Source organism: Stenotrophomonas sp. 57 (assembly GCF_030291075.1).
Classification (GTDB): Bacteria; Pseudomonadota; Gammaproteobacteria; order Xanthomonadales; family Xanthomonadaceae; genus Stenotrophomonas.
Window position 1 is genome coordinate 4,066,429 of record NZ_CP127407.1, and the last position, 13,169, is coordinate 4,079,597.

General features: G+C 67.8%; 13 protein-coding genes. 8 read left to right on the forward strand and 5 right to left on the reverse strand.

Features of this window, described 5'->3' with window-relative positions; all coding sequences use genetic code 11:
- Positions 1-245: 245 nt before the first annotated feature.
- Genes QP512_RS18710 through QP512_RS18735 form a run of 6 tightly spaced genes read left to right on the forward strand, consistent with a single transcriptional unit; the run spans position 246 to position 6,168 of the window.
- Entirely contained in the window at positions 246-3,074 is a 2,829-nt protein-coding gene (locus QP512_RS18710) for a monovalent cation/H+ antiporter subunit A (protein ID WP_286070196.1), read from the forward strand.
- A complete protein-coding gene (locus QP512_RS18715) occupies positions 3,074-3,466 on the forward strand; it encodes a Na+/H+ antiporter subunit C (protein ID WP_049428077.1) in 393 nt (130 codons plus the stop codon). Before QP512_RS18710 ends, QP512_RS18715 begins: the two co-directional genes overlap by 1 nt.
- Positions 3,463-4,998, forward strand: coding sequence for a monovalent cation/H+ antiporter subunit D (locus QP512_RS18720; protein ID WP_286070197.1), 1,536 nt, complete (start codon positions 3,463-3,465; stop codon positions 4,996-4,998). Before QP512_RS18715 ends, QP512_RS18720 begins: the two co-directional genes overlap by 4 nt.
- Positions 4,995-5,501: a Na+/H+ antiporter subunit E gene (locus QP512_RS18725; protein WP_043399391.1), complete on the forward strand. Its 507-nt coding sequence runs from the start codon at positions 4,995-4,997 to the stop codon at positions 5,499-5,501. Before QP512_RS18720 ends, QP512_RS18725 begins: the two co-directional genes overlap by 4 nt.
- On the forward strand, positions 5,498-5,782 hold the full coding sequence (locus tag QP512_RS18730; RefSeq protein WP_005411334.1) for a K+/H+ antiporter subunit F: 285 nt from the start codon (positions 5,498-5,500) through the stop codon (positions 5,780-5,782). The genes QP512_RS18725 and QP512_RS18730 overlap by 4 nt, the downstream gene beginning before the upstream one ends.
- Positions 5,779-6,168 (forward strand): Na+/H+ antiporter subunit G, encoded by a 390-nt coding sequence (locus tag QP512_RS18735; protein ID WP_154264657.1) that lies wholly within the window; start codon positions 5,779-5,781, stop codon positions 6,166-6,168. Before QP512_RS18730 ends, QP512_RS18735 begins: the two co-directional genes overlap by 4 nt.
- Before the next feature lie 74 nt (positions 6,169-6,242).
- Here QP512_RS18735 and QP512_RS18740 read toward each other — a convergent pair whose 3' ends face one another.
- Both QP512_RS18740 and QP512_RS18745 read right to left on the reverse strand, forming a co-directional pair.
- On the reverse strand, positions 6,243-7,202 hold the full coding sequence (locus tag QP512_RS18740) for a sodium:calcium antiporter (RefSeq protein ID WP_286070198.1): 960 nt from the start codon (positions 7,200-7,202) through the stop codon (positions 6,243-6,245).
- Between the two features lie 73 nt (positions 7,203-7,275).
- The gene (locus QP512_RS18745; protein ID WP_286070199.1) at positions 7,276-7,908 is read right to left on the reverse strand and encodes a hypothetical protein; all 633 of its coding nucleotides are present in this window, start codon (positions 7,906-7,908) and stop codon (positions 7,276-7,278) included.
- A gap of 125 nt (positions 7,909-8,033) precedes the next feature.
- Here QP512_RS18745 and QP512_RS18750 point away from each other — a divergent pair, with 125 nt between their 5' ends.
- The gene (locus QP512_RS18750; protein WP_286070200.1) at positions 8,034-8,573 is read left to right on the forward strand and encodes a hypothetical protein; all 540 of its coding nucleotides are present in this window, start codon (positions 8,034-8,036) and stop codon (positions 8,571-8,573) included.
- Between the two features lie 49 nt (positions 8,574-8,622).
- Here QP512_RS18750 and hmgA read toward each other — a convergent pair whose 3' ends face one another.
- Entirely contained in the window at positions 8,623-9,930 is a 1,308-nt protein-coding gene (gene hmgA / locus QP512_RS18755; RefSeq protein WP_286070201.1) for a homogentisate 1,2-dioxygenase, read from the reverse strand.
- A 102-nt stretch (positions 9,931-10,032) separates the two neighbouring features.
- Entirely contained in the window at positions 10,033-11,145 is a 1,113-nt protein-coding gene (gene hppD / locus QP512_RS18760) for a 4-hydroxyphenylpyruvate dioxygenase (RefSeq protein WP_286070202.1), read from the reverse strand.
- Positions 11,146-11,274: 129 nt separating this feature from the next.
- Here hppD and QP512_RS18765 point away from each other — a divergent pair, with 129 nt between their 5' ends.
- Positions 11,275-11,766 (forward strand): MarR family transcriptional regulator, encoded by a 492-nt coding sequence (locus tag QP512_RS18765; RefSeq protein WP_286070203.1) that lies wholly within the window; start codon positions 11,275-11,277, stop codon positions 11,764-11,766.
- 121 nt (positions 11,767-11,887) lie between these two features.
- Here QP512_RS18765 and QP512_RS18770 read toward each other — a convergent pair whose 3' ends face one another.
- Positions 11,888-13,027, reverse strand: a complete 1,140-nt coding sequence (locus tag QP512_RS18770) for a hypothetical protein (protein WP_286070204.1) — start codon at positions 13,025-13,027, stop codon at positions 11,888-11,890.
- Positions 13,028-13,169 lie beyond the last annotated feature (142 nt).

The window sequence follows — 13,169 nt, forward strand, 5'->3', positions numbered from 1 at the left end:
TGATCCGCTCCCCACCGCCCGCCCGTCGACGGCAGCCCATGTGCGACAGGGCCTGAGGTCTCCCTGCGTGGGCGTAGGGTGTCTCCCGAGGGCAGCCGGCGAGGCGATGCAGGAACGCGATGTTGCGCCGCAGAAAAAATGAATCAGCGAACGTTACATGCAATTGATCGCTGTTCGATGGGTTTCGGCGACATTTCGCAGCCTGTTATCCTCCCTGACCTGCTCGTGAATCATGGATTCCCTGCATGCTCCCCAGCCTGCCCCTGCTGCTGGCCCTGCCGTTCCTGATGGCAGCGGTTGTTGCGGCCTTCCCCCGTAGTTCGCGCTCGACTGCTGCCTGGCTGGCGGCGTTGGCGCCGTTGGGCGGGCTTGCCATCCTCGGCTGGCTGACGCCTGCTGTACTCGATGGCCAGGTGGTCCGCACCCTGGTGCCGTGGCTGCCGCAGATCGGGCTGGACTTCACCCTGCGCCTGGACGGGCTGGCCTGGATGTTCGCCGGGCTGGTGCTGGGCATCGGCGCCCTGGTGGTGCTGTATGCGCGCTACTACCTGAGCCAGCAGGACAACGCCCACCGCTTCTACTGCTACCTGCTGCTGTTCATGGGCGCCATGCTGGGCATGGTGCTGTCGGGCAACCTGCTGTTGCTGATGATCTTCTGGGAAATGACCAGCATCAGCTCGTTCCTGCTGATCGGCTTCTGGTCGCACCGCCAGGACGCCCGCGAAGGCGCGCGCATGGCGCTGGTGATCACCGGTGGCGGTGGCCTGGCCCTGCTCGGTGGCGTGCTGCTGATCGGCCGCATCGTCGGCAGCTTCGACCTGGACGTGGTGCTTGCCGCCGGCGAGCAGATACGCGCCAGCGCGCTTTATCCGTATGCGCTGTTCCTGGTGCTGGCCGGCATCTTCACCAAGAGCGCGCAGTTCCCGTTCCACTTCTGGCTGCCGCACGCGATGGCCGCGCCCACCCCGGTTTCGGCCTACCTGCACTCGGCCACCATGGTGAAGGCCGGCGTGTTCCTGCTGGCGCGCCTGCACCCGGCGCTGGCCGGCAGCGACCTGTTCTTCTACACGGTCAGCGGCATCGGCGCGCTGACCCTGCTGATCGGTGCCTGGAACGCGATCTTCCAGCACGACCTGAAAGGCCTGCTGGCCTATTCGACGATCTCTCACCTGGGCCTGATCACCCTGCTGTTCGGCCTGTCCACGCCGATGGCGGTGGTGGCCGGCGTGTTCCACATCCTCAACCACGCCACCTTCAAGGCCTCGCTGTTCATGGCCGCCGGCATCATCGACCACGAGACCGGCACCCGCGACATGCGCAAGCTGGGCGGCCTGCGCAAGCTGATGCCGTTCACCAGCGCGCTGGCGATCATCGCCTCGCTGGCGATGGCCGGCATTCCCCTGCTCAACGGCTTCCTGTCCAAGGAAATGCTGTTCGCCGAAGCGATCACGGCCGGGGGCCCGGGAATCATGCGCACGGCAGTGTCGATCGCTGCGTTGCTGGCTGGCGTATTCGGGGTGGCGTACAGCCTGCGCTTCGTGCACGACACTTTCTTCGGCCCTGGCCCACATGATCTGGACCGCGTGCCGCACGAGCCGCCGCGCTGGATGAAGGTGCCGGTGGAACTGCTGGTGGTGATCTGTATTGCGGTGGGCGTGGCACCGGCACTGACCGTGGCGCCGGTGCTGCATGCCGCTGCGGCGTCGATCCTCGGCAGCGCCATGCCCGAGTACAGCCTGGCCGTATGGCACGGCTTCAACCTGCCGCTGGCGATGAGTGCCATAGGCGTGGTCGGCGGCGTGGCGCTGTACTTCGGCCTGCGCAAGCTGATCAACCTGCACGCGGTGACCAACGTCAGCACTGGCCGCAACGTGTTCCACGCGCAGCTGGACGCGATCTCTGCGCTGGCCATGCGCCTGACCAACGGCATCGCCAATGGCAGCCTGCAGCGCATGCTGCTGGGCCTGGTGCTGGTGGCCATCACCGTGGCCGCCGCGCCCTACATCGCCCATCCGGCCTCACCGAACTGGACCCGGCCGCAGCCGATCCCACTGCTGGGCTGGGCGCTGTGGCTGGTGATGATGGCCTGTGCGGTGGCCACCCTGCGCGTCTACAAGCAGCGCCTGCTGGCGGTGCTGCTGGTCGGCGGCGTCGGCCTGATGGTGGCGCTGACCTTCGTGTTCCTGTCCGCGCCGGACCTGGCGCTGACCCAGCTGCTGGTGGAGATGGTCACCCTGGTGCTGATGCTGCTGGGCATGAACTACCTGCCCGCGCAGTCCGGGCCGGAGCGGCCGCGCTGGCGCAAGCGGCGCGACGCGGTGATCGCGATCGTTGCCGGTGCCGGGCTTGGCGCGCTGGCCTATTCGGCGATGACCCTGCCGCCGAACACCATGGCCGGCGAGCTGCTCGCCCGTGCCCTGCCCGAGGCGTACGGCCAGAACGTGGTCAACGTGATCCTGGTCGACTTCCGCGGTTTCGATACGTTTGGCGAGATCACCGTGTTCGGCATCGCCGCGCTGGTGGTGCACGCCCTGCTGCGCCGCACGCGGATGGCACCGGAACAGATCATGCCCGGCCCGCCGATCAAGCTGCCGGTACCGGCCGACCTGGCGCAGATCATGTTCCCGCTGACCCTGACGGTGTCGATCTTCCTGTTCCTGCGCGGCCACAACGCACCGGGCGGCGGCTTCATCGCCGGCCTGGTGCTGGCGGTACCGTTGCTGATCCAGTACGTGATCCAGGGCACTGCCTCGGTGGAGTCGCGCTTCGGCTTCGACTACATCCGCTGCATCGGCATGGGCCTGCTGATCGCCCTGCTCAGCGGCTGCGCCTCGATGCTGTTCGGCGTGCCGTTCCTGACCAGCGGCCACCTCGACCTGCACCTGCCGCTGATCGGCGACGTGCCGCTGGCCAGTGCGATCGGTTTCGACATCGGCGTCTACCTGGTGGTGTTCGGCGGCGCCATGCTGATGCTGTCGATGATGGGCACGATCAAGCCCTCGCGCACCCGCACCGCCCGCAAGGGTGAGATCGACCTGCAACGCCGTTCGGCCCGCACCGGGGAGATGCACTGATGGAACTGGCCCTGGCTACCGCGATCGGCGTGCTGACCGCCATCGGCATCTACCTGCTGCTGCGTGCGCGCAGCTTCGATGTGATCCTCGGCATGACCTTCCTGTCCTACGCCACCAACCTGCTGATCTTCGCCGGTGGCCGCGTGGTGCTGGGCAAGGCGCCAGTGCTGCAGGAAGGCGTGGACAGCCACCTCGGCAACTACACCGATCCGCTGCCGCAGGCGCTGGTGCTGACCGCGATCGTGATCGCGTTTGCGATGACCGCGGTCAGCATCGTGCTGGCCATGCGCAGCCGCAGCGACAACCACAGCGACCACGTGGACGCCCACGAGCCCGACGACGACCTGCAGGATGAGAGCGTGCCGCCGCGCCAGGGCGAGGACCGCGCATGAACCATCTGGTGATCCTGCCGATCCTGATTCCGCTGCTGGGTGCTGCGCTGTCGCTGTTCGTCGAACATCGTCGCTACGGCCCCAGGGTGCAGCGCGCGGTGGCCTGGACTGCGCTGTCGGCGCTGGCGTTGGCGGTGGGCCTGCTGTTTGCCAGCACGGCCAGCGGTGACATCAACGTCTACCTGCTGGGTGACTGGCCGTCGCGGCTGGGCATCGCGCTGGTGGCCGACCGGCTGTCGGCGTGGATGCTGCTGACCACCCTGCTTCTGGCCATTCCCTGCCTGCTGCATGCCTGCTCGGGCTGGGACCGTCGTGCGCCGCACTTCCATGCGCTGTTCCAGTTCCAGCTGGTGGGCCTCAATGGCGCGTTCCTCACCGGCGATATCTTCAACCTGTTCGTGTTCTTCGAGGTGATGCTGATCGCCTCCTACGGCCTGCTGCTCAGCGGTGGCCGCGGCCTGCGCATGCGCATCGGCCTGCACTACGTGGTGTTCAACGTCACCGCCTCGACGCTGTTCCTGATTGCACTGGGGCTGCTGTACGCCTCGCTGGGCTCGTTGAACATGGCCGAACTGTCGCAGCGCATCGCCGAAGTGCCGCCGGCGCAACTGACCCTGGTGAAGGCGACGATGGGCCTGTTGCTGCTGGTGTTCTGCGCCAAGGCCGCGCTGATGCCGCTGTACCTGTGGCTGCCGGAAGCCTATTCGCGCGCACCGGCCGCCGTGGCCGCGCTGTTCGCGATCATGACCAAGGTCGGCCTGTACTCGGTGCTGCGCATCCAGATGCTGTGGTTCGGCGATGATGCGGGCGCCATGGCCGGCTACGGCCGAGACTGGCTGCTGTGGGCCGGCGTGGCAACGCTGGTGCTCGGCGGCCTCGGTACCCTGGCTGCGACCCGCCTGCGCGTGCTGATCTCGTATCTGGTGATCGTCTCGGCGGCCACGCTGTTCATCGCCTTCTCGGTCGGCAACCCGCAGGTGCTCTCGGCCGGCCTGTACTACCTGCCGCACAGCAGCTTCGTGGCCGCTGCACTGTTCCTCATTGCCGATCTGATCCGCCGCCGCCGTGGTGGCGCCAGCGATCGCAAGGAAGTGGTGGCACCGATGCCGGGCAAGGAAACGCCGGCGGTGCTGTTCCTGATCGGCGCGGTGTCGGTGGCCGGCCTGCCGCCGCTCTCCGGCTTCCTGGCCAAGGCCGCGCTGCTGGCCGGCATGCCGGCGCAGTACACCGGCCCGGTCTGGACCGCGGTGCTGGTCAGCAGCCTGCTGGTGATCATGGGCCTGACCCGCGGCGGCATCCGCCTGTTCTGGCGCGTGCCGCCGGTCGATCCGGAGGCACCGAAGCCGCGCAAGGCACGCCTGCGCCGGGTCGAGTTGTACGCCGCCTGCATCCTGCTGGGCTACGGCATCGGCATGACCCTGGCCGCCGCCCCGCTGATGCGCTACACCGACGCCACCGCTGCACAGCTGCTGCACCCCAGTGAGTACGTGCAGCAGCTGCGCGCGACCACGCCGGAGATCCGCCAGCCATGACCGCCCAGCGCTCCCTGTTCCGCCGCGTCATTCCCTCACCGATGCTCAGCATCATGGTGGTGGCGTTCTGGCTGCTGATGTCCGACAGCTTCACCCTCGGCCAGATCGTGCTGGGGCTGGTACTGGGCGTGGTGGTGCCGCTGTTCGCCGCACGCCTGGACCGCGAGTTCGCCCGCATCGGCACGCTGCGCCCGCTGCCCAAACTGCTGTGCGTGACCCTGTGGGACATCCTGATGTCCAACATCCGCGTCGCCCTGCAGGTGCTCGGCCCGGAGAAGAACATCCATCCGGGCTTCATCTGGCTGCCGCTGGACATCGCCAACATCCACGGCATCGCCGCGCTGACCAGCATGATCACGCTGACTCCGGGCACGGTCTCGGCTGCGCTCAGCGACGACCGCAAGTACCTGCTGGTGCACGTGCTGCACCTGGAGGACCCGCAGGACCTGATCGATACGATCAAGCGCCGTTACGAGGCGCCGTTGATGGAGATCTTCCCATGACCGGTTTTGAAGTCATCCAGACCACCCTGGTGGTGTGCATGCACGTGGTCGGCCTGGCGATGCTGCTGGCCACCTGGCGCCTGCTGCGCGGGCCGACCGTGCCCGATCGCATCCTCGCGCTGGACACCCTGTCGGTGACCGCGATCGCCGAGCTGATGCTGTTCGGCATGTACCTCAACTCGCCGATCTACTTCGAGGCCGCGCTGATCATCGCCATGCTCGGCTTCGGCAGCACCGTGGTGCTGAGCAAGTTCGTGCTGCGCCGGGACATCGTCGAATGATCACCGCGATCCAGATCGGCCTGTCGATCCTGCTGCTGTTCGGCTGCTTCTTCATCCTGGTCGGCGCACTGGGCCTGGTGAAGCTGTCCACCTTCTTCAAGCGCCTGCACGCGCCAACCAAGGCCAGCACGCTGGGCGTCGGCTGCGTGCTGGTGTGCTCGGTCTGCTACCACATCTTCCTGGGCCAGGACCCGCAGCCGCGCGAGCTGCTGATCACCGTGTTCCTGTTCATCACCGCACCGATCAGCGCGCACATGATGGCCAAGGCCGCTTTGTCGCTGCTGATGGAAACCCGCCCCAGCCTGCCCGGCAACGAGCCGGCCGCCGAAGAGCAGCTGCCGCCGCCGGAACCGGTGCGGGAAGAAGAAGCCACGCAGAACCGGTAGTGCCGGCCGCTGGCCGGCAATGGCAAGGGTTCCGTCAGAGGCAATGAGGTTGCCGGCCAGCGGCCGGCACTACCTCATGCCGCGCCCACCAGCAGCAGCTCCAGCACGAACCAGCCGACGAATGCGACCAGCAGGATCCCGCCTTCGCCTCGGCTGATCTTCAGGTCGCCGCGCAGCATCGGGTACAGCACCAGCGCGAACGCCAGCAACGCGGGCAGTTCCAGGCGTACGAACGAAGCCGGCAGTGCCAACGGCTGCAGCAGTGCCATCACACCGATCACCAGCAGCAGGTTGACCGCGCTGGAACCCAGTACATGGCCCAGCACCATGTCGCCATGCCCGCGGCGCGCGGCGGCGATGGCGGTGGCCACTTCCGGCAGCGCGGTGCCGATCGCCACCGGCAGCAGGCCGACCAGCAGCGGCGTCCAGCCCAGCGCAGCACCGAAGTCGGTGGCAGCCCCCACCACCAGGCGCGCGCCCCAGTACAGCGCCAGCGCCGCGATCAACACCCTCAGCACGTTCAACGGCAGGCTGGTGCGGCTCAGCGCGGATTCGGCGATGGCCGCCTGCACCTCGGCGTTCTCGCTGCGACCACGGCGCAGCAGCACGACCTGCACGACAATGAAGCCGGCCACCAGCACGCCACCTTCCCAACGCGCCAGGCGGCCATCCAGGCCGAACAGGATCAGCAGCACGCCGGCCGCCAGCAACGACCACCACAGCACCGTCTGCAGGCGTGCGCGCAGCAGCAGCGGCGCGGCGATGGCCGCCATGGCCAGGGTCAGGCCGAGGTTGACGATGCTGCTGCCCACCGCATTGCCCAGCGCCAGTTCCGGCTGACCCACCGCCAGTGCGCGCGCGTTGACCGCCAGTTCCGGCAACGAGGTGGGCACCCCGAGCAGCAGCAGGCCCGCAGTGAAGGGCGTGGCCCCGAAGCGTTGGGCCAGGCCGGAGACGGCCTTGACGATGGAGTCCCCGCCCAGCGCCAGCAGCAGCAGGCCAAGCAGGAACCAGGCAATGGCAATGGCGATCATCGAGCACTCCCCCAGCGGTCGTGGCGCGATTCTACGCTGGGCCCGCGCGCAGGGCTGGGCCCTCGATCAAGAATCAGCCACAGCCTTCCGCGTAATCGACCTGCGGGGTCTTTCCGACCCGCCAGGCGCTCACGCGGCCGTCGGCACCGAGCGCGAAGTCGATCACCGCAGCGCCTTCCTGCGCCGGGCGCACGCGCAGGTGCTGGGCCTTGTCGTCGTACTTGTCAGGGCCGACATCGGCCCGCTCCGGGTACAGTACCTGCAACTCACCCAGCGTCATGCCGACCTTGCCGCCACCCGGGGCGGTGATGGCCGCGCTGCGTACGTCGTAACGCACCAGCTTGCGCGCCTCGATCATCAGGCGTGGATCCTCGGCATCCTGCGGACGCAGGAAGTAGCAACCGTCGTTGCTGTCGTCGGCCGGCAATGGCTTGCCGGCAGCGTCGGTGCCCAGCCCTTGCAGCGGTGTTCCGAAGCCACTGCGGACCTCGGCGATGCCGGCGCCCAGCGTCGCGCCGGCGTAGCCATCCAGCCGCGCAGGGCTGTCGGTGCGGGGATCGGCCGGCGACCGGCTCGCCAGATCGGCATCGGCCGCTGCAGTGGGCGGCGCCGTGTCTTTGGCCGGGGCCTCAGCGGGTGTTTCAGGCGCACGGCCGCAGGCGGCGAGCGACAGGAGCAGAAGACCAGCGAGTGGAAGATGCTTCATCGGTGCGGTTCCCGGGCACGTGGTTGGCTGCACGCTAGCGCAGCGCGCGTGCAGGCGCTGCATTGTCATCGCCGTTTCATCGCCCTCGTTCAGGCTCGGCGTGCACCGACTTGGCTGTCCCTTCCATGCAACCGCGCAAGACCGATCTCGCCCGAACCGCGCTGCAGGCCCACCGTGCGCCGCTGGACATGCGCCAGCGCCGGCTGCTGATCCTGTGCGACGGCCAGCGCACCGTTGCCGACCTGACCGGCCTGCTTGGCCAGGAGGCGCCGGCGATGGTGATCCAACTGGTGCAGGCGGGCTATCTGGCGACCGGCACGGCAACGGCGGCGGCCCCCCCTCACGCCGCTGCCGAACCGGCCAATGCAGCGCCGGTGAAGGTGCCAACCAACACCAGCGCCACGCCGGTCGAACGTCGCCGTTCGCTGGTGGCGGCACGCATCTACGTGCTGGGCATCCTGGAAATGCAGCGGCATCCGCAGGCAGCGGCGCTGTTCCGCGATCTGCAGCAGGCGCGTGCGGAGGATGAGGTGCTGCAGCGGCTGCAGTCGGCGATGCAGCTGCTGCCCGCGCTGACTTCGGATGGCTATTGCCAGCGCGTGCGCCAGCGCCTGCTGGAGGCGTTGCCGCTGGAGCATTGCGACGCCTTCGCCGAGGTGGCGTAAGCGCAGGTTCCGGCGCAGCCGTGCCGACCAACGGTCGGCACCCACCTACCTAGCGGGACGACCGGAAGTTGTTGCGCAGGCCGTTCCAGCACTGCTGGTAATCGCCCTGGCGATGGCCGGCAGCCAGCGCCTGCGCGGTCGGGCGGATCACCCCGCGGGTCTCGAACATGAAGGCCATCGTGTCCTTGATCACGTCGGCCTTGGACAGATCGGCATTGGACGCCTTGTCGAAGGTCGGTGCATCCGGACCGTGGCCGCTCATGCAGTTGTGCAGCGACGCGCCGCCCGGCACGAAGCCTTCGGCCTTGGCGTCGTAGGCACCGTGCACCAGGCCCATGAACTCGCTGGCGATGTTGCGGTGGAACCACGGCGGGCGGAACGTGTTCTGCGCCACCAGCCAGCGCGGCGGGAAGATCGCGAAGTCCATGTTGCTGGTGCCCGGCGTGTCGCTGGGCGAATGCAGCACCAGGAAGATCGACGGGTCCGGGTGGTCGTAGCTGATCGAGCCGATGGTGTTGAAGCGACGCAGGTCGTAGCGGTACGGCGCGTAATTGCCGTGCCAGGCCACCACGTCCAGCGGCGAATGGTCGATCGGCGCACGCCACAGGCGGCCTTCGAACTTGGCGATCAGTTCGAAATCGCCATCCACATCCTCGAACGCCGCATGCGGGGTCTCGAAGTCGCGTGGATTGGCCAGGCCGTTGGAGCCGATCGGGCCCAGGTCGGGCAGCTTCAGCAGCGCGCCGTAGTTCTCGCAGATGTAGCCGCGGCTCGGGCCATCGGGCAGCTCCACGCGGAAGCGCACGCCACGCGGAATCACCGCGATCTGCTGCGGTTCGATCTCGATCACGCCCAGCTCGGTCAGCAGGCGCAACGCGCCCAGCTGCGGCACGATCAGCAGCTCGCCGTCGGCGTTGTAGAAATAGCGGCCGACCATGTCGCGGTTGGCGGCATACAAATGGATGCCCACGCCGGCATGCGCATCGGGCGAACCGTTGCCGCCCATCGTGTACAGGCCTTCGACGAAGTCGGTCGGCAGTTCCGGCAGAGGCAGCGGGCTCCAGCGCAGCTGGTTCGGCGAGGCCGGCTGCGAGCCGAAATCACACTGCAGCTGCGACTGCGCGAACGGGGTGAACTCGCCATGGGCCACCGCCGGGCGGATCCGGTACAGCCAGCTGCGGCGGTTGCTGCCGCGCGGCGCGGTGAACGCGGTGCCGGTCAGCTGTTCGGCGTACAGGCCGTGGGCCACCTTCTGCGGTGAGTTCTGCCCGACCGGCAGCGCACCTGCAACGGCCTCGGTGGCGAATTCGTTGCCGAAGCCGGACTGGTAGCCGCGGGCGGTGATGGCGCTGGACATGGGGGCTCCTGGATACGGCAAAACCGGAACGGAAAGCAGCCGGGCACGGCTCGGCTCTACAGAGGGGCAGGCGCCGGGACTGGCCCGGCGCTGCTGATGACCTTACAGCACGCCGCGGCGGATCTGGTCGCGCTCGATGCTCTCGAACAGCGCGGTGAAGTTGCCTTCGCCGAAGCCCTCGTTGCCCTTGCGCTGGATGATCTCGAAGAAGATCGGGCCGATGCAGTTCTGGGTGAAGATCTGCAGCAGCTTGCGCTGGTGGGTTTCGGGATCGGCATCGATCAGGATCTTGTTCTTCGCCAGGCGCGGTACGTCTTCACCGTGGTTCGGCACGCGCTGGTCGATCACGTCGAAGTAGGTCTCCGGCGTGTCGAGGAAATCCACGCCCTGCGCGCGCATGGCTTCGACGGTCTCGTAGATGTTCTCGGTGAAGCAGGCGATGTGCTGGATGCCCTCGCCCTTGTACGCATCCAGATACTCGTTGATCTGGCTCTTCGGGTCGGACGATTCGTTCAGCGGAATGCGCACGATGCCGTCCGGCGCGGTCATCGCCTTGGACACCAGGCCGGTCTTGAGGCCCTTGATGTCGAAGTAGCGGATCTCGCGGAAGTTGAACAGGCGCTCGTAGTAGTCCGACCACTGCTGCATGTTGCCGAAGTACAGGTTGTGGGTCAGATGGTCGATGAAGGTCAGGCCGAAGCCCACCGGGTGCAGGTCGGCACCGGCGATCGGCTCGTAGTCGCCGTCGTAGATGCTGCCAGCGCTGCCATAGCGGTCGACCAGGTACAGCATGCAGTCGCCGATGCCCTTGATGACCGGCGCGCTGACCGCTTTGCTGTCCGGCTTGAAGGCGATGGCTTCGGCGCCGTTGCCCAGCGCGGTCTGATAGACCTCCTGGCCCGGCTTCTTGAAGCGGATGGCGAAGCCGCAGGCGCACGGACCGTGCTTCTCGGCGAAGTCGGCGGCGAAGGAATCCGGGTCTTCATTGACCAGGAAGTTGACGTCGCCCTGGCGATAGACGGTAATCGGACGCTGCTTGTGCTTGAGCACCGCGCTGAAGCCCATCTTCCGGAAGTACTCGTGCAGTTCCCGGCCACGACCGGCCGGGGCGGCGAATTCGACGAACTCGAAGCCGTCGATGCCCATCGGGTTCTCGAAGGTGGTGACCTGCATGCCGGGGTTGGGGTGCGAGGCGGTCGGGACTGCGGTATTCATGGCGTGGCTCCGAATCGGTACCGCATCGGTACAAACCAGGTGCGGGCAGGTAGGGACCCGGCGAGAATGCAGGGTCTGGACCTACCCCTTATAGTTACACTTGAAACCACCAGCAAGGTGCACCGCAACATGAGCCCCGATCCCGCCTCGACCCGCCTGCGTGCCTCGCACGTCCTGCTCGACCTGGAACAGTTCCTGCCGTACCGGCTGAGCGTGCTGTCCAATCGGGTCAGCGGCAACATCGCCAAGCTATACGGCGATCGTTACGGTCTGGCGATTCCCGAATGGCGGGTCATCACCATCCTGGCGCTGTATCCGGGCTCCTCGGCCAGCGAGGTCTCCGACCGCACGGCGATGGACAAGGTGGCGGTAAGCCGCGCCGTGGCCCGCCTGCTGGAACGCGGCTTCATCAAGCGCGAGACCCACGGCGACGACCGCCGCCGCTCGGTGCTGGCGCTGTCGGCGGCTGGCTTCGAGGTGTACGAGACCATCGCCCCGATGGTGATCGAGATCACCCGCAAGCTGATGTCGGTGCTGAGCGAGGAGGAGGAGCAGCTGCTGGAAAAGCTGATCCTGCGCCTGGCCGGCGATGGCCTGGAACGGATGGGCGAAGGGGCGTAACCATGCCGAGCGCGGCGATTGGTAGATCCACGCCATGCGTGGATGGCGACGCGCCGGTGTGGCTTCGGTGGGGTCAGAGCCCTTTCCTGCGGAAAGGGATCCGACCCCGGCGTGCGCGGGGTCAGCTCAGATGCTTGCGGCGCGCGTGGATCCACGGCACGGCCAGCGCCGCGATGGCGCCACCGGCGAAGCCGAGCGAGGCGGCAACCGTGGCCGCTTCGACCGCCCCCGGCAACGCCAGCGCCGCAGCCACCAGCAACAGCGACGGCAGGCCGACGAAGGTGCCCAGGAAGAAGTGCCAGCGCGGCGACCAGGTGTTGAGCTGCAGCAGGCTGACCGGTTGCCACGCCTGCGACGCGGCATCCTCGGCAATCTTTGCCACCGCCTTGGCCAGATCCACTTCGGGCAGCGCGCGCCCCAGGCGTGCGGTGGCCAGCAGTTCGGCCACGGCGTCCACCGGGGGGAAGCTGGACGGCCACGCCACCGGTGCCGGCACGCCGTAGGCGGTCAGCAGCGGCACGCTCAGCCAGGGCGCCACCAGCGGGCGCATGCGGCGGCGGCCATGCACGCACCAGATCTGTTGCTGGCCATGTGCGGTAACGCTGTACAGCGCCAGTTCGTTGGCCGGCGGATAGCCCAGCATGGTCACCCGCGCCGCCAGGCTGTCCTGGCCCATCGCGCGCAGGAAGCCGGGGCGGCTGCGCCCTTCCTGCATCCAGGCCAGGCCAAGCGCGCCCACCAGGTAGGCTTCCGCCACGTCCTTGCTGCCAGCGGTGGCGCGTTCGTCACTGGCCAGGTACCAGGCCAGCGATTTCGGTTCGGACACATCGTCCAGGCCCCAACGGCTGTCGTCGCCCAGCACATGGCGCACCGGCAGGCGCGCGGGAGCGGTCTCACCACGCTCGCCCGGCTGCAGGAACGGCAGCACCCCCTGGATGAAGGTGGACAGCTCGATTGCACGCACGCCGGGGCCCTGCCATTCCGGCGGCAACAGCCCGGCCAGCTGGCCGTCGGCGGCCAATGCGTCGAGCCGGGACTTCTGCTCGACCAGCTTCTGTACCGCGCCCTTCAGCACCACGTTGTCGGGCAACGCGATCTGCGGCAGGCGGTGGCGGGGCGGTGCCAGTTCAACAGCGTCCTCGCCGGTACCGGCGTCATCCAGCAGCGCTTCCTGCGGCGGCAGGGTCACGCCCTCGCCTGCTCCGCCCTCGGCCAGGTCGCTGGCGGGTTCGGGCAATCGTTCGGCGTGGTCGCTGTGCATGGGCGTTCCGGTAGGGTGCATCGACGGGATGTCGACTGAGGTCCTTGCCGGTAGCGGCGAGCGCGTAGCGAAATTGAGATGCCGCTTCCGGGAATGTGACCGCACCCACAGTAGAGCCACGCCATGCGTGGATGCGACCCGG